Raw genomic sequence first — 23,587 nt, 5'->3', positions numbered from 1 at the left:
ATTATTAACATATCACTTAACTTTTTGTTTTTTTTACTTATGGTGGCAATGAAGGGGGTAGTTTGAATATCGGGGAGTGGGGCGAATTCTCCTATGCGAAAAGTTTTAGAAAGTTCAAAAAGAGATTTTGAACAAGAGGGCGCTACGACCGGCGCACCGGATCCGCTCCATTCCAGCCAACGTGTGACGCCTGCGAACCATGAGACCTCTCATTTTCCTCGGTTGCCGCCTCAGACTTCGACCGGGCACACGAGCGTGAGCGCCGTGGCGAAGCTGGAGGCAGCGCCATCCCGGCAGGACGTGCTTGCATTGCCGACGGTGCAGCTTGGCGGGCTGCCCATCACCGTGATCGACCGGCAGGGCGCCGCCCGCCTGATGATCGCGGCGGCGCGCCAACACCGGCACGGCAGCCGTCCGTATTATTTCACCTCCGCCAACGGCGAGGTCATCGCCCAGGCGCGCGCCAAGTCCGAGATAGCCGCCCTCTTTCGCGAAGCCGACCAGATCTTCGCCGACGGCCAGCCGCTTGTTCTCGCTTCGCGCCTTTTGTGCCGCACGCCGCTGCCGGAACGGGTGGCCACCACCGATCTGTTCCACGACGTGGCAAAGCTCGCCGAGAACGAGGCGGCAACCTTCTATCTGCTGGGATCCACGGAGGCCGAGAACGGCAAGGCCGTGGCGGCGATCCAGGCCAGTTACCCGCGCCTGCGCATCGTCGGCCACAGCCACGGCTATCTCGCCGGCGAAGCGCTCGAGAAGAAGCTCGATGAAATCGACGCGCTCGCTCCGGACATATTGTGGCTCGGCCTCGGCGTGCCGCGCGAGCAGATCTTTGTGCGCGACTTCGGGTCGCGCCTCTCGAATGTCGGGGTCATCAAGACATCCGGCGGCCTTTTCGACCATCTTGGCGGCAAGGTCCGACGCGCGCCGCTCTGGGTCCAGAAGGCCGGCTTCGAATGGCTCTGGCGCATGCTGATGGAGCCGCGCCGGCTCTTCTGGCGCTATTTCACCACCAATCCCCGCGCTCTCTATGCCCTGTTGAGGTATTCGCAATGACCGCCGAAAACTCGCTCCGTCCGCTGCCGGCAGGAACCGATACGGAGATCGCCATCGTCGGCGGCGGGCTCTCAGGCACGCTTGCCGCGACCCTGCTTGGGCGGTCCGGCTACCACGTCACGCTGATCGATCGCTATCCCGTTTTTCCGCGCGAGTTCCGCGTCGAGAAGATCGCCGGCGACCAGATCGACAAATTGCGCCGAATCGGTCTGCTGGACAGCCTTTCGGCGGCGGCCGCGGCATTCGACGAGATCGTCAATATGCGCAAGGGACGGGTGCTCGACCGCACGCGCGCCCGCCACTACGGCATTTTCTACGACGACCTCGTCGCCGCGATGCGCGCCGAACTGCCTAAGACCGTACGCTTCGTCGCCGGCCGGGTGAGCGGAGTGGAGGCTGGCCCCGAGCGGCAGCGCGTGTCGATCATCGGGCAAGAAGATGTGACGGCGCGCCTCCTCGTGCTCGCCACGGGCATGGGTGACATCCTGCGGCGCGATGTGGGTATCGAGCGCCGGTTCATCCACCAGCGGCAATCGTTGACCTTCGGCTTCAATGTCCGTCCGGCGGGCGCGAGCGCCTTCAGGCACCCTGCGCTGACCTATTACGGTGAACGCGTCTCGGACGGGATCGATTACCTGAACTTTTTCCCGGCCGGGGACGTTACCCGCGCCAATCTCTTTGTTTTCCGGGAGCACACCGACCCGTGGGTCAAGGCGCTGCGCGACCGTCCCCGGGAAACGCTCATCGAAACGCTTCCAGGACTGATCAACACCTTCGGCGATTTCGAAGTCATCGACCGTGTCTCGAGCTGGCTCACCGACATCACCGTTGCCGAGAATTGCAAACGCGACGGCGTGGTCCTGATAGGCGATGCCTACCAGACATCCTGTCCGGCCGCCGGAACGGGCGTCAGCCGGCTGCTCACCGATGTGGAACGGTTATGCATGGTGCATGTGCCGCAATGGATGGCCACGCCCGGCATGGCGGCGGCGAAGATCGCCGCTTTCTACGACGATCCGGCGAAGCTGGCGATGGACGAACACGCGCTCCAACTGGCGAATTTCCGCCGCAGTCTGACCATCGACACCGACCTGCGCTGGCGCGCGCGCCGGCAAGTCCACTTCAGCCGCCGCCGCATCCTGTATGAGATCGACAAGGTGAGCCCGAGCTTTGCCGCGAGGCTGCGCGGCCTCAAGCGACCGAGCGTAGAAGCCGTCGGTTGATCGCACCGCCACCGTCCAGGGCCGGCGCTCGACAATCGCGTCCGTCAACGCGCGATGGACGTTCGGATGCGTGACGCCTCGAGGCTTTGCGGCTACGATCTTACTCAGGAAGATTCGGCGGCCTCATCGGAGGCCGACGGAACCATGATGGGAGAAGGCTTGGCCTTCTTGACATGCGCGGCCTCCAGGATGCGCCGCGCCAGCACCTTGGTTGCCGGCATTTTCTCCACCGTCATATGCGCCGCGTAGCCGAGCGGACTCCCCGCCCGGTAGATTTGCCACATCGGTGAGGGCCGTCCGCCGAAGATGCGCTTGTAGGGTTCGTCGCCGATGGTGAAATCGAGGTGATGGTCGCCGCGCTCGATACAGTCGCGGGCGATCTGCTCGAACATCAGGCTGCCGATCGACTGCTTCCTGTAGCCGGCCTCGTCGAAGCCGCCGAGAATGACCAGGAGCGAGCCACGGTGCTCGAGCCCGAGCGCGCCGGCGATCGGCCGGCCGTTCATCCAGAATGCATAGGTGCGGGCGAAGCCGCCGCATCCCTCATTGGCCACGGCCAGGTAGAAATCGAAATAGGAGGGCAGTTGCAGAAGGTCGGCGGGACCGTTGCTGCCGTCGAAGCGTTTGCCGCGATAGAGCCTGAGCGCATCGAATGTTGTGCGGATGGCGGCCGGGCCGTCCACGCATTCGAAGCGCGCCTCCCCCATCCGGTTGAGCTGCCGCGACTTCTTGTCGAGCTCCTTGCGATACGACTGGTCCAGCCGATGCTCACGCCAGCCGGCGAATGTCGGCTCCAGCTTGCTGGAATAGGCGCTCATGCCCATGCTGTCGCGCTTGTCGATGCCAAGCAAGCGTTCCATCGCCAACGAGCGATCCGCGAGCTTGCCGATGCGCAAGAGATCGTATGGCCGCAGATGCTTGCGGATTGCTGCGACTGCGCGGCTGTCGGCCAGGATGCGTGAGAAGGTCTCCTCGTCGGCGACCGGCGACACATAGTCGGAAACCCGCATATCCGCGAATTCCACCACCTTCAGCAGCGTGTACCGGCGCCTCACCAGCGGCAGGACCATCGCAAGCTTCCCGCTCGCACGCACGCGTACGACGATGATCAGCGGCGTGGCGGCGCCTTGCCGCACGATCCTCTCATACAGTTGCGCGAGCCATATGGGATGCTGAAAAGCGGTCGCCGCCGAATTGGCGAAGAGCTCGGCGTATTCCGTCGAACGGAAATCGAACGCATCCTCGGCAGTGACTTCAAACATGTGATCCGAACCGGCTGGACAGCGGCCTATCGACGACGTCTTGCGTTTCAGGTCAAGATCGGTCGCCGGGATTGTTGGAATCTTGGTATATGCGTAAAATGCTAATGTTGCGTTGCAAAAGCGGCCGGGCGCATGGCCCTCGGCCGGTTCGGGATCGCAAGTCAAGAATTTTCGCCGTGGACGTCAAAGTCGAAGTTGGACTTTGCGTGTAACCCGGATGTAAGCATTTTTAAGCTAGTCTTTCGCTCCTCATTATCGGAACTACGAAAACCCGATTAGAAAATAGACGCGGACGGCAAGACATGCTGGCGATCGAGGTCATCGTTCCGCAATCGGCGCCGCGCCGTTGGCAGCAGGTCGCCATAGAGCGGCTGGAGGCGGACGGCCACGATGTCGCGGTTGCGCATCAGCCCGGGCCGGCAAGCTGGCCGGCCACGGCAAAAGCCGCCTTCCAGTTCGAGCAACGTCTTTTCCGCCGGCGCGGCCCTCTTCTCGGCTCCGCAGTGCAAGCAATCCAGGCCCGACCCGGCAAGCGCCCCGCTGCGCTGAGGCTCGACCTTGCCGGCGACGCGGCCCCATCGGACGTTCCGACCATCGGCCTTCGCTTCGATGGATCCAGCGCCGATCTCTCGGCCGCAATCGCCGTCGCGGCCGGCAGGCTGCCGGTGATCGAGGCCGTCCTCGACAAAAAGACGGTGGTGGGCCTGGCGCGGCCGATGGTCGACAAGCGCGAATCCACCGCACTCGGCACCGAGGACGTGTTCGCCCGGGCCGTCACCCTGGTTCAATCGGTCGCTCGCGCGTTCGCCGCCGACCGGCTGCCACGCGAGGCAATCACCGAAACCCATGGTCTTGGTGAGCGAGGCCGGTTCACATCCGCCTATCTCGGCGCAGCACTGCCACGGCTGGGCCGGGAAGCGCTTCGGCGCGCACGCTTCCGCCATGCGCACTGGCGGGTAGGCTACCGCTTCACTGATGCACCGGGCGTCGCCGACACGGGCAAGCTCGGCACCGGCTGGTCGGTGCTGCCCGACCAGGGCGATCATTTCTATGCCGATCCTTTCCCCTTTTGGTGGCGTGATCAGCCCTTCGTCTTCGTGGAAGATTATCCGCACGCGACCGGCAAGGCGGTGATCTCCGTTGTTCCCTTCGATGCGGACGGCATTCCCGGTGCGCCGCGGGTCGTGCTGGAGGAAGCGCACCACCTTTCCTACCCGCAGGTGTTCGAGCGCGACGGCGTGATCTGGATGCTGCCGGAAGCGAGCGCCAGCGGCAAGCTCACGCTCTATCGCGCCTCGGGTTTCCCGGACGGTTGGATAGCCGAGGCCGTGCTGGTCGAAGGCGAGATTTCCGACGCCACCTTGTTCGAGCATGAAGGCATGCTCTGGCTGTTCGCCACGGATCGGGATGGCCACGGAAGCACTTCCGACACGCTGGTGGTTTTCTCCGCTCCCGCGCTCGCCGGCCCATGGCGGCCACATCCGGCGAACCCGATCCTGATCGACCATCGCATGGCTCGCCCAGGCGGAGCCTTCGTCCTCGACCGCGGGGGCAGCGTCCTCCTTCCGGTCCAGGACGGAACCCTGGGCTATGGCGGCGGGCTTGGCCTGTGCGAGCTGCTGCAACTCGACGAGCGGATGGTGCGGCTCTCGCCCCCCCGATCAATCGATGCGGCCGGCGATTGGCCCTATCCGAAGATCCACACGCTCAATCGGGCCGGCCGCCTGGAGGTGATCGACGGGATTGCGGCCGTGCGGAAGCGATCAGCCAAGAAGTAGCGCCTCGTAGCCGGCGCACATCCTGGCCGGCGAATATTTGTCCCGCAGCCGCCGCCCCGCCGCCGAAAGCCTGGCCTTGGATTCTGGCCGCGCGAACAGGTCGGCGAGCCCGCTGGCCATGCCGGCGGCGTTGGCTTCGACGAACAGCGCGGCGGGTGAGCCGTCCTCCGCCGTCAGCACCTCGCGCATGACGTCGAGGTTGCTGGCCACGATCGGCAGGCCTGAAATGGCCGCCTCGACGCAGGCGAGGCCAAAGGTCTCCGTCATCGACGGAAAGGCGTAGGCGTCGCCGGCCGCGAGGAATTCGAAGATGCGCGCCGGCGGAACCTCGCCGACGAGATGCAAGCGATTCGCCACGCCGTGGCTTTCGGCAAAGGCAACGAGCGCCTCGCGCTCCGGCCCGGCGCCGGCGAGCGCGACGTGCACCTCGGGCAGTTGGTCGAGCGCCCCGACAAGGGCGATCTGGTTCTTCGTCCGTGTCAGCCGGCCCGATGAGACGGCCAGCCACACGCCCTGCGGCAGGCCGAAGGCGGCACGCGCGGCCGCCTTGTCGAATTCCCCGCCCGGCACGGGAACGCCGTGGTCAATGCGGTGGAGACGCTGCCGATAGGATTGTGGATAGCGATCGAACTGCGCCTCCGTCCAGCCGGAATTGACGACATTGGCCTGGTAGAGGCCGACCATGCCCATCAGCTTGTCGATCTGCGACAGAAGACCCATCACGCCCTTGCTGTGCGGGGCGCCGCTCTGATTTGCGACGACGTGCCTGACGCCGGCCAGCCGGGCGCCGACCGTGCCGAAGATATTGCCGTAGTGCTGATAGGTGATGACGGCGTCGGGGCGTGCCGCGCGCAGATATCGCGCCAGGCCGACGGTTGCCCATATCTGTCCCGGCAATCCGCGCGGGCGCTCCTTGAGGACGAAATCCGCGTTCGGATCGCTGTCGTAGGCTTCGGTCTTCCGGTACATGAAGACGGTGCGCACCTCATGCCCGCGCGCCCGCAATCCTTCGCCCACCATGTCGGAGATGCGTTGCGCGCCCGCGGCCTCGGCCTGGGTCTGCACCTGGACGATCTTCACGTGCGTCCCCTCAGAAGGGCATGCGGCAACAGTCCGACCCCGTTCAGGGACAGACCAAGGATCGACGGGTTGATGCCGATTCTGCGCCGGGCGATCAACACCCCAAAGGACGTCCAGGCGATGACGGTCCCGGCAATGGCCAGCGCCGCGCCCACGGATCCGAGGTAGTAGGTTGCCACCGCGGTCACGCAAAGCCCGATGATGTTGACGACGACAAGCACCTTGAACAGCGCATGCTGGAGGCCGGTCAACTGCAGCAGGATTTCGATCGGGCCACAGGCGGTGCCGAACGTCGCCCCTATGCCGAAGATGACGAGCGTCGCCCTCATGGTCGGCGTCGCATAGGCCGGATTGAAGATGGACAGGATCAAGTTGCCGAATATCCAGAAGGATGCCAGCACGCACAGCGCAATGGCCGAGCCGCCAAGGGCGGCGAGGCTGGTGATGCGCTGCACGTGAGCCCTGTCGCCGCTGTAGAAGGCAGCCGATATCTGCGGCGCCAGCGCCTGGTTGATACCGTTGAGCGCAAGCGTCACGAAACGCGTGGTCCGATCCGCCACGAAGATTGCGCCGGCGGCCTCCGGCCCCAGGATCATCGCCACCAGCAGGGTGCTGACCTGGCCGAGCGCGGGCGGCAGCGAGGTGACGCCCCACAGGCCGAGCGTCACGGTCTTGAATTCCTGCTTTTGCCCTTCCGTGAGACCGCCGCGATCGGCCCGCATCGTGTCGCGCACCAGGATGAATGTTTGCGGGACGACCGAGAGGACGAGCAGCAGCGCCGTCAGGTAGGTCGCTGCAATCGCGTCCATCTTCACATGCATGAAATGCAAAACGAGAACGGTGCCGATCGTCGCCGCGCGCCAGATGATGTCCCGCGGCAACAAGCCGGATATGAGCGCGTTCTTGGCCCGAAAAGCGCCGGAGGTAAACTCCGACCAGCCGAGCGAGAAGGACAGCACCGCGGCCGCCACGCACAATGGGAGCCATTCCGGCGTTCCCCTGCCGATGAAGGGCAGGAATCCCACCACGACTATAAGCAGGCTGGTGGCAACCAGCCCGGCCAGCGCGACGAGAATGGCGCGGGCCATCAGCCCATGAGCCGAGGCGAGATCGCCCAGTCCGGCATATTGGGGCCAGAACCTAAGCACGGTGCTTTGCTGGCCCACCGAAGCGAAGAAAGAGACCAGGCTCGCGCCGGCGTAGGTCGCGCTGTAAAGGCCGAACTCCCGTTCGTCCGTCACCATCGCCACGGCCACGAACATGAGGAAGGACAAGCCCGCGCTGGCCAGCTTGATGATGCCGGCCACGGCGCCGCTCTTGGCAAGGGCTGTGATCGACATGCGCATGTCGGTCGCCGGGCTGGCCGCTGCCCCCTGGGCGGCCTCACGGTTCCCTGTATTGTCCTTCAACGTCGCCTCCTGAGACGATCGGCGATGGGCCTACCCAGCACCTACGACGACGCTCAAAACCCGATCCTGCATAAGCAAAATGCCGCAACCGCGCCAGTGCGAACGCTTCGCATGGTTACCGGCGGCGCCCAAGCCGAACTCATCGTCACGCCGCCACCCTTAACGGATGGCTAACGATAATCCTTAATAATGTGGAGACGAGTGAGGTCGTTAGGTCGCGGCTCCGCGCGAGGAACATTGATGAAGCCAGCCAGGATCGACGAGCGCACTCTTCCGCCGCTGTTCGACATAGGTGCCGTGTGGGCCATTCTTTGGGCGCGGCGCTTGATGGTGCTTGCCATCGCCGGCGCGGCATTGCTGCTCGCGCTTTCCTATCTTGCGGTGACGAAACCAAGCTATACCGCGACGGCCTCGATACTGATCGACCCCCGCGACACACGCGCGACCAATTTCAACAACGTGCTTCCGGGGATCGGGTCCGACAGCGCCGCCATCGCCAGCCAGGTCTTCGTCATTCAATCGCCGGACCTGCTGGGCGCGGTTTTCAAGAACCAGAAGCTCGGCAGCGACCCGGAGTTCGCCGGCGTCGGCCCGGTGTCGCGTCTGCTGTCGCTGTTCGGAGCCGGCGCGAACTCGGCGCAGGATGCCGCCTTCAAGCGCTTCCAGAGCAAGGTTTCGGTGGAGCGCGAGGGACTTACCTACGTCATCAATGTCAGCTTCACATCGCCGTCGCCGGAGAAGGCCGCGCGCATCGCCAACGCCATCGTCGATCAGTACCGGGCGGGCCTCGTCGGAGAACGCGAGACCGCCAACAGCGACGTGAACACCTTGCTGACGGACAGGATCTCGGGCCTGCAGAAGGATGTCAGCGACGCCGAGCGGGCGGTCGAGGATTTCAAGACGAAACACAACATCGTCAATTCGACGGATGGCGGCACGCTGCAGTCGCAGCTCGATCAGCTCACGGCGCAGATGATAGCCGCCCAGGGCGACGCCGATCAGGCCAAGGACCGATACAACCAGGCGCTGGCGGCTGGCAATTCGCCGGCCGGGCTCGCCAAGCTTGCGGACATTCTTACCTCGACCTCCGCCATCAAATTGCGCGACGACTACAACCAGCGCGCCACCGAGCTTGCCAGCCTGCAAACCATGTACGGGCCGCGTCACCCGACCATCGGACGGCTTCAGTCCGAACTGGAGCGGTTGAAGCGGCTCATGGCCGCCGAGGCCGACCGGATAAGGCAGCAGCTGAAGGCCAACTATGATCTTGCCGTGCAGAATGTCGGCAAGCTGCAGGACAAGCTCGAAGCCCTGCGTCAGCAGTCCACGAACTCGAACATCGCGCAGGTGCAGTTGCGGCAACTGGAATCCAAGGCGCAGGCCGCGCGCGCCGTGCTCGACGACTACCTCAAGCGCGCCCAGGAAACCTCCCAGATGCAGGGCGTGCAGACCTCCGAGGCGCGCAAGATCGGCGTCGCCTCGCCGCCTGTACAGCCGACATGGCCGAAGCCGGTCCTGCTTCTCCTGGTGAGCGCCGTTCTGGGGCTTCTCGCCGGATGCGGCCTCGCGCTGGCGCTTGGTCCGATCCCGCAGCCGGAAGAGCATCCGCAGGCGCCGAAGCATGTCGCGCCGGAGCCGGCCGTGGACAGCAAGGACAACGCGCCCGCCAGCCCCCGGCCGTTGCCGATGCCGGCCAATTTCGGCGAATACCGTCTGCCTGGCGTTGCCGGCGGGACCGCCTATTCCAACATCAAGGCGATCAGGAAGCAGCTTTTCCAGACCGGAAACGAAACGCTTTCGCTAGACGTCCTGAAGATCATGCGGCAGATGGTCCTGCACCTCAACGACCATGGCAAACCCTTTGTCATCCTCGTATCTTCGATCCGCAGCAGCTTCGAGGCGAGGATCGCGGGCGCGATGCTGGGCATCGGCATGCAACGGGCCGATCAGAATGTGCTGGTGGTGGAGATTGGCGATCATCTGTCCAGCTCGACGACGGAAGGAGCCGGATTGTTCATCGACGGCGCGACCGGTCTGCAGACGGTAGTGTGCGGCTCCGTGGCGGGGAAAGGCCCTGGCGTTGCGGATCGCAACACGTTCCGCGGCATTCTGGCCGAGGCCGGGAGCGCATTCGATTTCGTGCTCGTGATCGCGCCTTCGTTCAACGAGAACGGCTGGAATCCTGAACTCTTCGCCAAAGCCGATCTTGCCCTTCTTGCGCTCGGTCCGTCCGAGCAGGCTTCGGACGCCGCCAAGCTGCTTGCGCAGCAATTCGGCGCCGGCCAGATCGGCCGCAGCGCCACTCTCGTCGTCGCGCCGGACGGCGTCCGGCCGGTCGGAGCGGTCGACGGTCCGCGAGCGGTGGACGAACAGCGCCGCAGCTCTGCTGCCCGGGGATAAGCCATGGAGGCGGTGGATCGATGACATCGCCGCTCAAGGTGTCACGCCGACATGCGCTGGCTCTTGCCGCCGGAGCCGTTCTCGCCACCTGCCCTCTGCCACGGTCAGCCGCGCTGGCGACCACCGATGCCCGCGTCCCGTCGCGCGGCTTCAACCTTCCCGGATGGCTCGACCGTGATGGTGGACTTGCCCCCTCCACGGCCACGCTTGAAAAGCTGCGCCAGGCGGGGTTCGAAACGATCCGGCTGCCGGTAAACGGCGATCTCGTCTCCAGCGGCGACCCGGCAACGCTTCGCCGCATCCAGAACGGGATCAGGGACCTTGTCGGGCTCGGCTTTTCCGTTCTCCTCGACATGCATCCCTCGGGCGAACTGGTGGCAGCCTTCCGGAGCGATCCCGACGCCGCGGGCGGACGCGTGCTTCAGGCTTGGACGGCGCTGCGTGTCGTCGTCGCCGATCTGCCGGCGGAATCGGTCTATCCGGAGCTGCTCAACGAGCCACCCATGGAACGGAGCGCATGGCTGGCGCTGCGCGAACGGATCGCCGCGACACTGCGAGCAAGCTGTCCGCTGCACACACTGGTCTGGGGACCGGCACGGTTTCAGGGTATCTGGGAAATCGCCGACACGCCGCCGCTCGCCGACGACAACCAGATTGCCGCCGTCCACTATTACGCGCCTATGGCCTTCACCCATCAGTGCGAGAACTGGGATGCGTCGCCGCTCGCCCGCATCGCAAACCTGCCCTTTCCCGCGAGCAGCGAAATGACGGCGGTCCGCCAGCTTCTCTCCAAGCTTCGATCGGCCGGCGATGAAGAGGCCGCCAACCTCGTTGAAGACGAACTGTCGTCGCCATGGACAGAGGCGCGGATCGCCGCGGATTTTGTCGATCTGGCGCGCTGGTCCGCGAACCACGATTGCCCGGTCATGCTGAACGAATTCGGTGTGCTCAATTTCTGTGTGGATCCCGAAAGCCGCGCGTCCTGGGTGCGCACCGTGCGCATGGCGGCGGAGGCGAACCATGTGGCATGGACTTATTGGGAGCTCGATCAGGGTTTCGGCTTCATCAGGGACAGGCGGAGTATCGAAGGATTCGACCGCTCGATGATCGCCGCGCTCCTTGGAGGTTAAGCGGGAAACGGACGTGAACGAAAGGCGCCATAACCACTTGCCGCGGCGAGCAACGACCGGATCGGGCCGCCGATGAGCACGACGCAGGCCTATTCGCCCGCCAGCCTGGGCGTGCCGGGCCGTGACACGCCCGAAGCCCTGCTGCATGTCGGCACCGCCTTGCTTGTCGTAGCGCTCGCCGTCTCCTCCTTTGCCGTCTGGACGCCGTTCGGGGTTGCTGCGACCTTCGTGCTGACGCTGATCCTTGCAAACGCAATGCCTTCGGGCGTCCCCGTGCTGATCATCTGCGCCTTCCTCTACCAGAACCTCGTGGTCGCCTGGTTCACCCCTTACATTCCCGACAACGACACATTCGATGCGCTGCGCGGCACCAACTTCATCATCCTGATGACGGCGTTCGGCATCTTCCTGGCCGCCTCGTTTCAGCACCGTGTCCGCGCGCTGACCGAATTGCGCCCGTGGCTGCTGCTGAGCATGGTGCTTTGCGGAACGGTTTGCTTCTATTTCGCCCTCGGCGTCGTGCATGGCGGCCCCAAGGACGCGGTCGTCTATTTCCGCAACACGATCACACCGCTCGCCTGCTTTCACATCGCGGCCCTCGCCGCCAGCCTTTATCCCGTCGATCTGCGCAAGAGCATGCTCTGGCTCGGCGCCGGCGCGATCATCTATGGCTACGCCGAACTGATCTTCACCATGGATTTCCTCGGTCTCTTCCACGGCGACCTTTACGTCGAGCGCAGCATATCGCGGCAGGTCGAGACAGGTGTGTGGGAGCAGGCGCTGAAGGAAACGGGTTTCGTTTATCGTGGGATCGAAGACGTGATGACCACGACCTTCTTCAACACGCCGCTGTTCAACGACATCCTGCCGAGCGTCTTTCGCATCGGCGGCCCGAACTTCCATCCGATCAGCTATGCTTACGCCTTGAGCATCATTTCGGCCTGGCTCCTGTTCAGAGGACGATGGTTGCTGCCTGTCGCGGCCTTGCCGCTCTTGCTCGTCATCGGCTCCAAGGGAGCGACGTTCATGCTTTTCGTCGCGATTGCCGCGCGGCTGATCTACAAGCCCTCCCGTGCCGGTCTGGCGCTTACGGCCGTCATAGGTTTGGCCGTGGTCTGGACAACCGCGGCGATCGGCTACGGTGCAACACATGGCGACTATCACGTCCTCGGCCTGATCGCCGGCATGCGCGACTTCCTGGCCGACCCGCTGGGGCAAGGGCTGGGGCTCGGCGGCAACCTGTCGAGCACGAGCATCAATCTCAACTGGCAAAGCGCTCAGGCCGAGGGAGCGGCCTCCGTGCCGGTCGAGAGCGCGGTTGGCGTCATGCTTTACCAGATGGGCGTGGGCAGCCTGGTGTTCTTCGGCTTCCTGGCGGCGCTGCTGGTGGCGCTGCGCCGGCAGCTCATCGAAACCGGCGACCCGGATTTCCTGTTCGGTTTTGTCGGCATCGCCACCATCTCGGCCAACGCCGTGCTGCAGGAGGAGGCGTTCTACTCCCCTCTCGCCCTCGCCTTCTGCCTTTTGCTCGTGGGCGTGTCGCTCGGAACACGCTGGCGCATGGCCGCGGCGGCGAGGGTTGGTTTGCCCGACTGATTCAGCCGCTTCGCGATTCCTTCACGAGCCGAACAGCACCATCTCGGTGAATGTCAGGTCTCCCGGCAAGGGCGATCTCGGACCCTTGAAATATTTCAGTCCCTTGTTGGGAAAATACCTGCCGAACAGTCCGGCAATCGGGCCCATGGCATCGACGAGGCAAAGCAACTTGCCGCGCCGCAGGAGAAAGCGCCCCACGGCCCCGGCGCACCGGAGCAGATCCGCGTGGGAGCGGCAGTAGACGACCTGGCAGCACGGAATAAGGCCATGCAAAATCCGGCGCGGCTTCAGCACAATGGGCAGCGCCACACCGTCGCAAACGCAGATCAGCGACAGGCAGCCCAGCGCCGCATGCTCCAGGAGTATGTATCTTTCATTGTCGGTGAGCTCAGCCATTTCGGCGAGATCCGAACGGACTTCCAGCACGCGGTCCTGGCGCGGCATCGCATTCAGGACGGGGAGGAAGGCGACCTGTCCGCCGGAAAACAGGCGAAAGCCGAACGCCTTGTTGAGTTTCAATGTCCCGGGTGACGGGGAAATATTGGTATAGACAACGTCCTTGCGCGCAATGACCGTCGCGATCATCCGGCTGGCATAGGGCCGGAACTCCGCGTCCACCGACCAGCTCGAGAGATTGCAGCGGATTTCGTCGCCGTCCACGCCCCTGTGCCTGGCATAGAGCGTGAGCACGGCGCCGACGATCTTGCCCGACTTCTCGAGGACAAAACCATATCGAGGGAAATCGGCGACCGCGGGCCGACGCGACAGGCGGGTCAGCGCCTCGATCCAATAGCTGCGGCTGCGTTCCGGAAAGCCCCTGCGCAGGCAATCCGCCACGCCTTCCCAGTCCCCCTCATCGAAGGGCCGGCAGCCGACACCGGAAGGGAATGCACCAAGAACCGCCATAATCGTCTCAAGAAAAAAGTCACTCGATGTGATCGAGGTCCATATTATCCTGACGATCGATTACTAACGAATTACACCACCTTCGGGGCCAATTTTATTGGCCATATTTCACGACACCGCGCAGTGCTCCTCCGCTACAACCGATCCTCCAAATTCTACAACCCAAGAGGGTTGACGTAGCTGGCTCTGTCGGGCCGCAGGCAGCCAACAGGGAATGGCCGGGAGCAACGTTGTGCCCCGCGCACATGTTTCACTCTCGGTTCGACCGTGTGGCCAAAATTTCTGTTCGACTCCGCTTGTACCGAAATCTCATATGTGAATATAATCTTCACAAGAGAAGATTGATGGGAGGATCGATCGCGCCCCGGCTCCGGCCTGCCCGGACGGCGCGGCCTATTCTCCGGCAGCGGACGAACAGGATAATGACCAGCTTCCCACCCACCGTCGGCGTCGCTTCGACCCGCCCTTCCGACATGCCGGCCGATCACGCCGAACTGCCGGTGTGGAACGCCGAAAACTGGTTGTATGAGGATTGGCCGGTCGGCCAGAAAATCCGCTCGCTCCGGCGCACCATGGCCGAAGGCGACAGCCATCTCTTCAACACCCTGGTGCTCGACATCCACCCTTACGTGCAGGACCAGATGTTCGCCGAGCGCGAAGGCATTTTCGGCAGGCGTCTGGTGGCCGGCGCGTTCGTCTTCTCCGCCGGGCTCGGCCTCGTCGCGACCAATTGCGTCAACGCCTTTTCCTACGGCTACGACAAGCTCCGCTTCATCAAGCCGGTCTTCATCGGCGACACCATCTATTCGATCCGCACCAACATGGAGAAAAAGCCCCGCTACAAGGACATGGGGCTGATCCGCGCCAGCTACGAAGTCTTCAAGGGCGAAGGCGAGCTGGTGCTCTACTGCGAGCACCTTCAGACGGTGAAATACAAGAACCCGGCCGACTTCGCCGGCAAGACGGAGAAGTGATGATGGCCGCCGACCTGCCGCTGTCCGGCCTTGTCGTCGTCGACATGAGCCAGTTCCTGTCGGGACCTTACTGCTCGCTGAGACTGCTCGACCTCGGCGCGCGCGTCATCAAGATCGAGCGTCCGGATGGCGGCGACCTGTCCCGCAGGCTCTATCTCAGCGACACCGAGATCGGCGGCGATTCCACCATCTTCCACGCCATCAACCGCGCCAAGGAGAGCTTTGCCGTCGATCTGAAGAACGAAGCGGACCTTGCCGCGCTCCGCGGCCTGCTCGGCAAAGCGGATGTGCTGATCCAGAATTTCCGGCCAGGCATCATCGAGCGGCTCGGCCTCGACTATGAGCATGTGCGCTCGCTCAACCCGCGGCTGGTCTATGCCTCGATCAGCGGCTATGGCGAGGAAGGCCCTTGGGTGAAACGTCCAGGCCAGGATCTGCTCGCCCAGGCGCGCTCCGGCGTGATGTGGCTGAACGGCGACGAGGATCAGGGTCCGGTGCCGTTCGGTCTGGCAATCGCCGACATGCTGGCGGGTGCCGCCTGCGCGCAGGGCATCCTCGCAGCACTTGTCCGGCGCGGCATCACCGGCGAAGGCGGCCATGTCGAGACCAGCCTGTTCGAGGCGCTGATCGACTTCCAGTTCGAGGTTCTGACGACACATCTCAACGACGGACGGCGGCTGCCGCGCCGTTCGTCCTTCCGCAGCGCCCATGCCTATCTGGCGGCGCCCTACGGCGTCTATCCGGCCAAGGACGGTTTCCTGGCGATCGCCATGACGCCGATCCCTAAACTGGCCGACCTGCTCGAGATCGAGGCGCTGGCGCCCTACCTCGACCAGCCGTCGACCTGGTTCACCGCGCGCGACGAGATCAAGGCGATCATCGCCCAGCGCATCGCGCAGAAAGCGGTCGATGAATGGCTGGCGATCCTCGAGCCGGCCGATATCTGGTGCGCGAAGGTGCTGAACTGGAGGGAGATGCTGGAGAGCGACGGCTTCAAGGCGCTCGACCTGCTGCAGACCGTGACGCGCGAGGATGGGGTGACGATCGACACGACCCGGTCGCCGCTGCGGATCGACGGCGTGCGCGCCAAGGTCGAGCGGGCGGCGCCGCGCGTCGGCGAGCACAGCGACAAGATCCGCAAGGAGTTCGGCCTGTGAGTGGCATGTCGTTGAAAGGCATGACCTGGAACCATCCGCGCGGCTACGATCCGATGGTTGCCTGCTCCAGGCTGTGGCAGGAAAAGACCGGCATTTCGATCGAATGGGAGAAGCGCTCGCTGCAGGATTTCGAATCTTTCTCGGTCGAGGAACTCGCCCGCGCCTATGACCTGATCGTCATCGATCATCCGCATGTCGGCCAGATCACCGCCGAGAAGTGCCTGGCGCCGCTCGACGTTCCGGGCCGCGAGGCGGAGCGCGAAGCGCTGGCCAAGGCAAGCGTCGGTCGATCCTATCCAAGCTACGCCTGGCGGGGACGGCAATGGGCCTTTCCGATCGACGCCGCCAGCCAAGTGCAGGCCTGGCGGCCCGATCTGATCGAGGGCGCGCCGACGATCTGGACCGAAGTGCTGGAGCTTGTCGAGCAGGGCTGCGTGCTCCTGCCGCTCAGGCCGCCGCACTCGCTGATGTGCTTCTTCACTTTAGCCGCCGATCTTGGCCGGCCGTGCGCCGTCGAAGGCCCGGGCGATCTGGTCGATCCCGAGACCGGCGAAACCGTCTTCGAAATGCTGCGTGAGATCTCGGCGCTCGTCGATCCCGAATGCCTGACGATGGATCCGATCGCGGTGTTCGAAAAGATGGCGGAAGCCGGCTCGCGCATCGCCTGCGCACCGCTGATCTATGGCTACGTGCCCTATGCGAAAGCCGGGTTCCGTCCGAACCAGCTTTTTTTCAGCGACATGCCGTCCGTGGGCACTGACGGCCCGGTCGGTTCCGCTCTCGGCGGCACCGGCATCGCCGTCTCGGCTTTCTCCACTGCCAGCAAGGAAGCGATCGACTTCGCCTACTGGATCGCCAGCGGCGAGGTGCAGCGCGGTCCCTACGCCGCCGCCGGCGGCCAGCCCGGCCATGCCGCCGCCTGGGAGGACGCGGCCGTCAACGCCGCGACCGGCGATTTCTATCGCCGCACGCGGGCAACGCTCGAGGGCGCCTGGGTACGCCCGCGCCATGACGGCTACATGGCGTTCCAGCAGGCCGCGTCCGACTGCCTCAACGAGGGCCTAGCCGGCCGGCAGGATGGGCGCCGGGTCGTCGCCGACATCAACCGCCTGTTCCGGGAGAGTTTCGCGCCCGCCGTTGCGGCCGACTAATACATTCGCGCATCGGCGCTGGGCTTACAGCCGCCAAAGTTTCTTCGCGTTGCCGGACAAAAGCTTCGCGCGCTCGGCCTCGCTCGCGCCGGCAATGAGCGCGTGTGTCGCCGCCACCCAGCCGAGCAGCCCGCCGCCCAAGGTGCACACGGGCCAGTCACTGCCCCACACGACGCGGTCCCAGCCGAAGCTTGCGATGGTGTGCTCGACATAGGGCCGCAGCGTCTCGGCGGTCCAGGTCGCGGGATCGGCATAGGCGACGACGCCGGAGATCTTGCCGACGACATTGGGGCGCCGCGCGATCGCGGCTATCTGCTCGCGCCAGGGGTGCTCGGCCTTGCCCTTGATGTCGGGCACGCCGCAATGATCGAGGACGAACTGCACGTCCGGCGCCAGATCGACGAGCGCAATGGCCTGCATCATCTGCCTCGGCAGGACGCAGAGATCGAACGTCAGTCCGCTGCCGGCGATACGCTTGATGTTTTCGCGAAAAAGCGCGCCCTCGGAAACGTCGTCGGGCACGACATGCAGCACGCGGCGAAAACCCTTCACGAAAGGATCGGCTTTCACCTTGTCCAGCCAGGCGGCGAAACCGGCCTCTTCCGGCCGGCACGAGACGATCGCGCCCCGCACCAGGCTGCCGGGCTTCTTCGACTGTCCTTCGACGTGAGCCGTCTCGGCCTCGATATCGGCCGGGTCGACATCGACCTCCATATGCAGCGCCTGCTCTATGCCCGCGCGGCGCGCCTCGGTGGCATATTCATCGTGGGAGAAGTTGCGGTCGAGCGCCGGCACGCCGGACAGCCAAGGGTAGCGCAGCGCCGCCTTGTCGATGAGATGCAGGTGCGTGTCGACGATCATGGCTTCCTCCCTTGTCGCTTATGCATGTCACCCAAAAGTGTGCAGCGGTTTTGGGTGACATGCATCAAAACCCTGGATTCGATCATCTCACGGGAGAATTCATCATTCAAATAAGAATTATCCCTTTGGCCGCACATCCGATCCGGCGAGTTGCGACAGACGGGCGGCGGCGGCCTGGAGCAGCGTGATGGTCCTGGTGATATCGGGCGCGGACGGCGCGTTGACCAGGGTGATGTAGGGTATGGTGAGCGCGGCGATGCCGCGGCCGTCGGGACCGAGCACCGGCGCTGACAGATTGTAGACGCCGGCCGTCTGCAGCGAAGCCATCATCTCATAGCCGCGGTCGCGCACCTGGTCGAGGCGGGCGAAGAAGTCGGGCGACAGCTTCATCTCCTCGTTGCTGCGCAAGTGCTCGGCGATCATCATCTCGCGCTCTTCCGGCGAGCGGAACGCCAGCAGGACATGTCCCGACCCGGTGTCGAACAGGCTGATATGCGAGCCGACGCGGATCGAGATACCCCAGTATCGCGGCGCTTCCTGCTGGGCGATGACGACCGCGCTGCCACGATCGAACACCACGAGCTGGTTCGCCTGCCACGACGTCTCGGCCAGTTCGCGCATGATCGAGGTGGCGTAGGAGACCAGCCTGCGCACCGGCGCATGCAACTGGCCGAGCCCGAAGAGCTTCAGCGTCAGCGAATAGCGGTCGCCGTCGGGGCGTGTGACGTAGCCGCGCTTCACCAGCCGGTCGAGCATCCGGTAGAACTCGTTCGGGCTGCGGTCGAGCCGCTTGGCGATCTCGGCCTGGGTCAGGCCGCCGTCGACGCTTGCCAACAGCTCCAGGATGTCCAGCCCTTTGTCCAGAGCCGGCGCGCGATAGCGGTCTTCTTCGTCGTCCTGCACCGGATGCCCCTCTGGTGAATTTTCATCTTCATATACGCAAGAGCGCCATCGTTGGAAAGCAGTTTCGGCTTGACGACTTATGAATATTTTGTTTGCATATGAATGAAGCTGCTGAGCTTCAGATCACGACGGCTGTCGGCCGTCCAGGGAGGATATTCATGAACAGACTGCTTTCCGGCGTCGCCGGCGCATTGCTCATGGCATCGGGCGCGGCATTCGCGGCCGATCTGCCGGGCAAGTTTCCCGGCGTCACCGTCGACGCCAAGCTGATTGGCGGCCAGCAATACGAGAAGCTCTACGAGCGTATCGGCGAGTGGGAGAAGGCGACCGGTGCCAAGGTCAACGTCATCTCCAAGAAGAACCACTTCGATCTCGACAAGGAGATCAAGTCGGATATTGCCTCCAACTCGATCACCTGGTGCGTCGGCTCCAACCACACCTCGTTCGCGCCGCAATATCCGGGCATCTACACCGATCTCGCCAAGCTGCTGCCGAAGGAGGAGATCGATGCCTTCGTGCCTGCCAACATCGCGGCCGGAACGCTGGATGGCAAGCTGGTGATGCTGCCGCGCGCGCAGTTCGACGTCTCGGCGCTCTACTACCAGAAGAGCCTCTATCAGGACGAAGCCAAGAAGAAGGCCTACAAGGAGAAGTACGGCGAGGACCTCGCGCCCCCGGACACGTTCGACGAGATGGCCCAGCAGGCGGAATTCTTCGCCAGCCCGCCCGACTTCTACGGCACGCAATATGCCGGCAAGGAAGAGGCGATCAACGGCCGCTTCTACGAGATGCTGATTGCCGATGGCGGCGAATATCTCGACAAGGACGGCAAGCCGGCCTTCAACTCCGAGGCCGGCGTCAAGGCGCTCGACTGGTTCGTCAAGCTCTACAAGGCCAAGGCCGTGCCCGCCGGCACGACCAATTATCTTTGGGATGACCTCGGCCAGGGCTTCGCGTCTGGCACCGTGGCGATCAACCTCGACTGGCCGGGCTGGGCCGGCTTCTTCAACGACGCGAAGTCGTCCAAGGTCGCCGGCAATGTCGGCGTCAAGGTCCAGCCCAAGGGCTCGTCCGGCAAGCGCTCCGGCTGGTCCGGTGCGCATGGCTTCTCGGTGACCGAGAACTGCGCCGACAAGGAAGCCGCTGCCTCGCTCGTCTGGTGGCTGACCAATGAGGACAGCCAGAGGCTGGAAGCCGCGGCCGGCCCGCTGCCCACCCGCACCAAGGTCTGGGAATGGGACCTCGATCAGGCGAAGTCCGATCCTTACAAGACCGAAGTGCTGCAGGCCTTCCAGGAAGCCGCCAAGAACGCCTTCCCGGTGCCGCAGACGCCGGAGTGGATCGAGATCTCCAACGCCGTCTATCCGGAGCTGCAGGCCGCCATCCTCGGCGACAAGACCTCCAAGCAGGCGCTCGACGACGCGGCCGCCAAGGCGACGCAGATCCTCGAGGACGCGGGCAAGCTCTAATGCATGTCGCCCAAAAGTGCGCAGCGGTTTTGGGTGGACGACATGCATCAGAACAAAGGCTTAAAGCGCGTCGCTTGGAGTTCGTTTCGAAGCGACTCGCTTTAAGCGCCATCCTCCCCGCGGCGCCGGTCCTCGCGACCGGCGCCGCTTTGACCGATGCGGCCGGCCGCGACACGGATCGCCAGCAGCACTACCATCTTTGGAACATTGCATGACTGCCAAGCGGCTTTCCGCGCCAACCCTTCTTCTGCTGCCGGCCGTGCTCGTGCTGGCGGCAGTGGTGGTCGTGCCGCTCTGCCTGTCTTTCTATTCCAGCTTCACGCCGTTCAGGCTGACGCGGCCGGAAACCTTCTTCACCTTCATCGGGCTGCGCAACTATCGCAACATCCTGTCCAACGCGAATTTCTGGTGGGCCTTCGGCCGCACCGTGCTCTTGCTCACCATCGCGCTCAATCTCGAGATGCTGCTGGGGCTCGGCCTTGCGCTGCTGGTCGAGAAGGCCAGCCGCGGCCAGCGGCTGCTGCGCACCATCATGATGTTCCCGATGATGTTCTCGCCGATCCTGGTCGGCTTCCAGTTCAAGTTCATGTTCAACGACAATATCGGGTTGGTGAACAACGCGCTGCAGTCGCTCGGCCTGACGCAGGACGCCATCCCGTGGCTGATCGAAGGCCACCTTGCCTTCATCGCAATTTCGATTGCCGAGATCTGGTCGTCGACCTCGATCTTCGCGATCCTGATCCTCGCCGGCCTGCTCGCCATGCCGAAGGAGCCGGTCGAGGCGGCGCGAGTCGATGGCTGCACGCCGTGGCAGACCTTCCGCTATGTGACCTGGCCCTTCATCATGCCGTTTGCCTATATCGCCATGACCATCCGCTCGCTCGACGTCGCGCGCGCCTACGACATCGTCAAGATCATGACGGATGGCGGCCCGGCCGGCCGCACGGAACTGTTGTGGACGCTGGTGGCGCGCACCGCCTATAGCGACGCGCGCATGGGTGTCGCCAACGCGATGGCCTATTTTTCGATCCTGCTGTCGATCGTCTTCACCGTCTATTTCTTCAAAAAGCTCGCCGCGGCGCGCACCCAGATCGGCGCGGAGTGGTGATGATGGACGCCAACGCATCCGCCCGCCTGAAGCGCCGCGCTGGCGTCGTCGCCCATCGCGTCGGCCTGTTCCTCGCCATGCTTTTGATCTGCCTGCCCGGCGTCTGGATCGTGCTGTCGTCCCTGCGGCCGACGGTCGAGATCCTAGCCAAGCCGCCGGTCTGGATCCCGCAGCAAGTCTCGCTCGATGCCTACATCGCCATGTTCAGCGGCGTCGGCAAGGGCGGCATCCCGGTCCTCGATTATTTCCGCAACTCGCTGATCATCTCGGTGACGTCGACCGTCATTGCCATCGCCATCGGCATGGCCGGCGGCTACGCCTTCGCCCGCTACCGCTTCCGCGGCAAGTCGGCGATGTTCCTCGGCCTGATGCTGACGCGCACCGTGCCCGGCATCGCGCTGTCGTTGCCGCTGTTCTTCGTCTACGCCCGGCTCGACATCATCGACACGCATTTCGGCCTGATCCTGGCCTACGTCGCGCTCAACGTGCCCTTCACCATCTGGCTGATCGACGGCTTCTTCCGCCAGGTGCCGAAGGACCTCGCCGAGGCGGCGCAGATCGACGGCTGCACGCGCTGGCAGGCCTTCTGGCAGGTCGAGTTTCCACTGGCCGGACCGGGGATCGCGTCGGCCGGCATCTTCGCCTTCCTCACCTCCTGGAACGAGTTCGCGCTGGCTTCGCAGCTCACGCGCTCGATCAATTCGAAGACGCTGCCCGTCGGGCTGCTCGATTACACCGCCGAATTCACCATCGACTGGCGCGGCATGTGCGCGCTGGCCGTGGTGATGATCATTCCGGCGCTTATCCTCACTTTCATCGTGCAGAAGCACCTCGTCGGCGGCCTGACCTCCGGCGCGGTGAAAGGTTGATCCGGTGGCGATTGTCTCGCTCAAGAAACTCACCAAGCGTTACGGCAACATGGAGATCGTGCACGGCATCGACCTCGATGTCGCCGACCGCGAGTTCATCGCGCTGGTCGGGCCGTCGGGCTGCGGCAAGTCGACCACGCTGCGCATGATCGCCGGTCTCGAGGACATCTCCGGCGGCACGATCGAGATCGGCGACCGCATCGTCAACGACCTGCCGCCGCGCTCGCGCAACATCTCGATGGTGTTCCAGTCCTACGCGCTTTATCCGCATATGACAGTGCGCGAGAATCTCGGCTTCTCGTTGAAGATCGCCGGCGCGCCGAAGGAGGAGATGGCCCGCCGCGTCGCCGAGGCCTCGGCCATTCTCGGCCTCGACGCGCTGCTGGAGCGCCGCCCCTCGCAGCTTTCCGGCGGCCAGCGCCAGCGCGTCGCCATGGGCCGCGCCATCGTGCGCGACCCGGACGTCTTCCTGTTCGACGAGCCGCTCAGCAATCTCGACGCCAAGCTGCGCACCCAGATGCGCACCGAGATCAAGAAGCTGCATGCCAAGGTGAAATCCACGGTCATCTATGTCACGCACGACCAGGTCGAGGCGATGACTCTCGCCGACCGCATCGTCATCATGCGCGACGGCTATATCGAGCAGGTCGGCACGCCGGATGAAGTCTTCCAGCGGCCGGCCACGCGCTTCGTCGCGGGCTTCATCGGCTCGCCGCCGATGAACCTGCAGGAGGCGACCGTTGACGACGGCAAGGTCGTTTTCGCCGGCGGCCAGAGCCTGCCGCTGCCCGGCCGTTTCAAGGCTAGGGTCAGCGCCGGCGACAAGGTGATTTTCGGCCTGCGTCCCGACGACCTCTATCCAGCAGGCCACGGCCTGCATTCGGGTGACGCCGCCGATGTCCATCAGATTGAGCTGCCGGTGACGGTGACGGAGCCGCTCGGCAACGAAACGCTGGTGTTCGCCGAATTCGATCGCCGCGACTGGGTCTCGCGCATGCTGAACCCCAGGCCGTTGAAGGCCGGCGACCGCGTCGCCATGAGCTTCGACCTGTCGCAGGCGCATCTGTTTTCCGCGGAAACCGGCAAATCCTTGAGGAGCTGACGATGGCCAAGATCGAGAAAGTCGAGCTTGCAATGGTCGATCTGGTGCCGAAGGTGAAGCGCACCGACGCGATCCAGAGTTTCGTCAGCCAGGAAACTCCGATCGTCACCATCACCGACGCCGACGGCGCGGTCGGCATGGGCTATTCCTACA

The 23,587-nt window shown here is 64.2% G+C and carries 19 protein-coding genes and 1 pseudogene; 14 read left to right on the top strand and 6 right to left on the bottom strand.

The features are described 5' to 3' along the window. Positions 1-255: 255 nt before the first annotated feature. Together EOA38_RS04960 and EOA38_RS04955 are read left to right on the top strand one after the other, a co-directional pair. Positions 256-1,056, top strand: coding sequence for a WecB/TagA/CpsF family glycosyltransferase (locus EOA38_RS04960; RefSeq protein ID WP_245464894.1), 801 nt, complete (start codon positions 256-258; stop codon positions 1,054-1,056). Then, positions 957-2,279 (top strand): NAD(P)/FAD-dependent oxidoreductase, encoded by a 1,323-nt coding sequence (locus EOA38_RS04955; RefSeq protein WP_245480764.1) that lies wholly within the window; start codon positions 957-959, stop codon positions 2,277-2,279. The genes EOA38_RS04960 and EOA38_RS04955 overlap by 100 nt, the downstream gene beginning before the upstream one ends. Before the next feature lie 104 nt (positions 2,280-2,383). Here the strand turns inward: EOA38_RS04955 and EOA38_RS04950 are convergent, their stop codons facing one another. Further along, positions 2,384-3,541 carry a GNAT family N-acetyltransferase gene (locus EOA38_RS04950; RefSeq protein WP_126092268.1) on the bottom strand — a complete coding sequence of 386 codons (1,158 nt, stop codon included), beginning with the start codon at positions 3,539-3,541 and terminating at the stop codon, positions 2,384-2,386. Between the two features lie 302 nt (positions 3,542-3,843). On the opposite strand from EOA38_RS04950, the gene EOA38_RS04945 reads away from it, so the two are divergent. Next, a complete protein-coding gene (locus tag EOA38_RS04945) occupies positions 3,844-5,319 on the top strand; it encodes a hypothetical protein (protein WP_126092267.1) in 1,476 nt (491 codons plus the stop codon). Here EOA38_RS04945 and EOA38_RS04940 read toward each other — a convergent pair. Continuing rightward, positions 5,305-6,399 (bottom strand): glycosyltransferase family 4 protein, encoded by a 1,095-nt coding sequence (locus tag EOA38_RS04940; protein WP_127298633.1) that lies wholly within the window; start codon positions 6,397-6,399, stop codon positions 5,305-5,307. The genes EOA38_RS04945 and EOA38_RS04940 overlap by 15 nt on opposite strands. Continuing rightward, a complete protein-coding gene (locus tag EOA38_RS04935; RefSeq protein WP_126092265.1) occupies positions 6,396-7,808 on the bottom strand; it encodes a lipopolysaccharide biosynthesis protein in 1,413 nt (470 codons plus the stop codon). The genes EOA38_RS04940 and EOA38_RS04935 overlap by 4 nt, the downstream gene beginning before the upstream one ends. 240 nt (positions 7,809-8,048) lie before the next feature. Here EOA38_RS04935 and EOA38_RS04930 point away from each other — a divergent pair, with 240 nt between their 5' ends. From EOA38_RS04930 to EOA38_RS04920, 3 genes are all read left to right on the top strand, one after another. After that, on the top strand, positions 8,049-10,208 hold the full coding sequence (locus tag EOA38_RS04930) for a GumC family protein (RefSeq protein ID WP_126092264.1): 2,160 nt from the start codon (positions 8,049-8,051) through the stop codon (positions 10,206-10,208). Positions 10,209-10,228: 20 nt separating this feature from the next. After that, positions 10,229-11,338 (top strand): cellulase family glycosylhydrolase, encoded by a 1,110-nt coding sequence (locus EOA38_RS04925; RefSeq protein ID WP_127298632.1) that lies wholly within the window; start codon positions 10,229-10,231, stop codon positions 11,336-11,338. A gap of 72 nt (positions 11,339-11,410) precedes the next feature. After that, positions 11,411-12,934: a hypothetical protein gene (locus tag EOA38_RS04920; RefSeq protein ID WP_126092262.1), complete on the top strand. Its 1,524-nt coding sequence runs from the start codon at positions 11,411-11,413 to the stop codon at positions 12,932-12,934. A gap of 21 nt (positions 12,935-12,955) precedes the next feature. On the opposite strand, the gene EOA38_RS04915 is transcribed toward EOA38_RS04920, so the two are convergent. Beyond that, positions 12,956-13,840, bottom strand: a complete 885-nt coding sequence (locus EOA38_RS04915; RefSeq protein WP_245464893.1) for a hypothetical protein — start codon at positions 13,838-13,840, stop codon at positions 12,956-12,958. 422 nt (positions 13,841-14,262) lie between these two features. Here EOA38_RS04915 and EOA38_RS04910 point away from each other — a divergent pair, with 422 nt between their 5' ends. From EOA38_RS04910 to EOA38_RS04900, 3 genes are read left to right on the top strand one after another with little or no spacing between them, the layout of a single operon-like run. Beyond that, positions 14,263-14,814: a MaoC family dehydratase gene (locus EOA38_RS04910; protein ID WP_126092261.1), complete on the top strand. Its 552-nt coding sequence runs from the start codon at positions 14,263-14,265 to the stop codon at positions 14,812-14,814. Beyond that, positions 14,811-15,971 (top strand): CaiB/BaiF CoA-transferase family protein, encoded by a 1,161-nt coding sequence (locus EOA38_RS04905; protein ID WP_126092260.1) that lies wholly within the window; start codon positions 14,811-14,813, stop codon positions 15,969-15,971. Before EOA38_RS04910 ends, EOA38_RS04905 begins: the two co-directional genes overlap by 4 nt. Before the next feature lie 5 nt (positions 15,972-15,976). Next, on the top strand, positions 15,977-17,122 hold the full coding sequence (locus EOA38_RS04900; RefSeq protein ID WP_245480765.1) for an extracellular solute-binding protein: 1,146 nt from the start codon (positions 15,977-15,979) through the stop codon (positions 17,120-17,122). 24 nt (positions 17,123-17,146) lie between these two features. On the opposite strand, the gene EOA38_RS04895 is transcribed toward EOA38_RS04900, so the two are convergent. Next, positions 17,147-17,983 (bottom strand): amidohydrolase, encoded by an 837-nt coding sequence (locus EOA38_RS04895; protein ID WP_126092259.1) that lies wholly within the window; start codon positions 17,981-17,983, stop codon positions 17,147-17,149. A gap of 117 nt (positions 17,984-18,100) precedes the next feature. Then, positions 18,101-18,886 carry an IclR family transcriptional regulator gene (locus EOA38_RS04890; RefSeq protein ID WP_126092258.1) on the bottom strand — a complete coding sequence of 262 codons (786 nt, stop codon included), beginning with the start codon at positions 18,884-18,886 and terminating at the stop codon, positions 18,101-18,103. A gap of 158 nt (positions 18,887-19,044) precedes the next feature. Here EOA38_RS04890 and EOA38_RS04885 point away from each other — a divergent pair, with 158 nt between their 5' ends. From EOA38_RS04885 to EOA38_RS04865, 5 genes and pseudogenes are all read left to right on the top strand, one after another. Next, the gene (locus tag EOA38_RS04885) at positions 19,045-20,355 is read left to right on the top strand and encodes a sugar ABC transporter substrate-binding protein (RefSeq protein WP_126092257.1); all 1,311 of its coding nucleotides are present in this window, start codon (positions 19,045-19,047) and stop codon (positions 20,353-20,355) included. Between the two features lie 211 nt (positions 20,356-20,566). Then, entirely contained in the window at positions 20,567-21,463 is an 897-nt protein-coding gene (locus EOA38_RS04880) for a sugar ABC transporter permease (RefSeq protein ID WP_126092256.1), read from the top strand. 2 nt (positions 21,464-21,465) lie between these two features. After that, a complete protein-coding gene (locus EOA38_RS04875; protein WP_126095781.1) occupies positions 21,466-22,332 on the top strand; it encodes a carbohydrate ABC transporter permease in 867 nt (288 codons plus the stop codon). A 4-nt stretch (positions 22,333-22,336) separates the two neighbouring features. After that, positions 22,337-23,434, top strand: a complete 1,098-nt coding sequence (gene ugpC, locus EOA38_RS04870) for a sn-glycerol-3-phosphate ABC transporter ATP-binding protein UgpC (protein WP_126092255.1) — start codon at positions 22,337-22,339, stop codon at positions 23,432-23,434. 2 nt (positions 23,435-23,436) lie between these two features. Next, positions 23,437-23,587: pseudogene (locus EOA38_RS04865) on the top strand (mandelate racemase/muconate lactonizing enzyme family protein); the annotation flags it as partial.

It is taken from the genome of Mesorhizobium sp. M1E.F.Ca.ET.041.01.1.1, assembly GCF_003997355.1.
Lineage (GTDB): Bacteria > Pseudomonadota > Alphaproteobacteria > Rhizobiales > Rhizobiaceae > Mesorhizobium.
Note: the sequence above shows the minus strand (reverse complement) of the source record. Positions and strands in the feature narration are given on the sequence as shown.

Coding starts and splice junctions, on each gene's coding strand:
- EOA38_RS04955 (WP_245480764.1), top strand. CDS start 957: ATGGCTCTGGCGCATGCTGATGGAGCCGCGCCGGCTCTTCTGGCGCTA.
- EOA38_RS04950 (WP_126092268.1), bottom strand. CDS start 3,541: ATGTTTGAAGTCACTGCCGAGGATGCGTTCGATTTCCGTTCGACGGAA.
- EOA38_RS04945 (WP_126092267.1), top strand. CDS start 3,844: ATGCTGGCGATCGAGGTCATCGTTCCGCAATCGGCGCCGCGCCGTTGG.
- EOA38_RS04930 (WP_126092264.1), top strand. CDS start 8,049: ATGAAGCCAGCCAGGATCGACGAGCGCACTCTTCCGCCGCTGTTCGAC.
- EOA38_RS04925 (WP_127298632.1), top strand. CDS start 10,229: ATGACATCGCCGCTCAAGGTGTCACGCCGACATGCGCTGGCTCTTGCC.
- EOA38_RS04920 (WP_126092262.1), top strand. CDS start 11,411: ATGAGCACGACGCAGGCCTATTCGCCCGCCAGCCTGGGCGTGCCGGGC.
- EOA38_RS04915 (WP_245464893.1), bottom strand. CDS start 13,840: ATGGCGGTTCTTGGTGCATTCCCTTCCGGTGTCGGCTGCCGGCCCTTC.
- EOA38_RS04910 (WP_126092261.1), top strand. CDS start 14,263: ATGACCAGCTTCCCACCCACCGTCGGCGTCGCTTCGACCCGCCCTTCC.
- EOA38_RS04900 (WP_245480765.1), top strand. CDS start 15,977: ATGTCGTTGAAAGGCATGACCTGGAACCATCCGCGCGGCTACGATCCG.
- EOA38_RS04895 (WP_126092259.1), bottom strand. CDS start 17,983: ATGATCGTCGACACGCACCTGCATCTCATCGACAAGGCGGCGCTGCGC.
- EOA38_RS04885 (WP_126092257.1), top strand. CDS start 19,045: ATGAACAGACTGCTTTCCGGCGTCGCCGGCGCATTGCTCATGGCATCG.
- EOA38_RS04880 (WP_126092256.1), top strand. CDS start 20,567: ATGACTGCCAAGCGGCTTTCCGCGCCAACCCTTCTTCTGCTGCCGGCC.
- EOA38_RS04875 (WP_126095781.1), top strand. CDS start 21,466: ATGGACGCCAACGCATCCGCCCGCCTGAAGCGCCGCGCTGGCGTCGTC.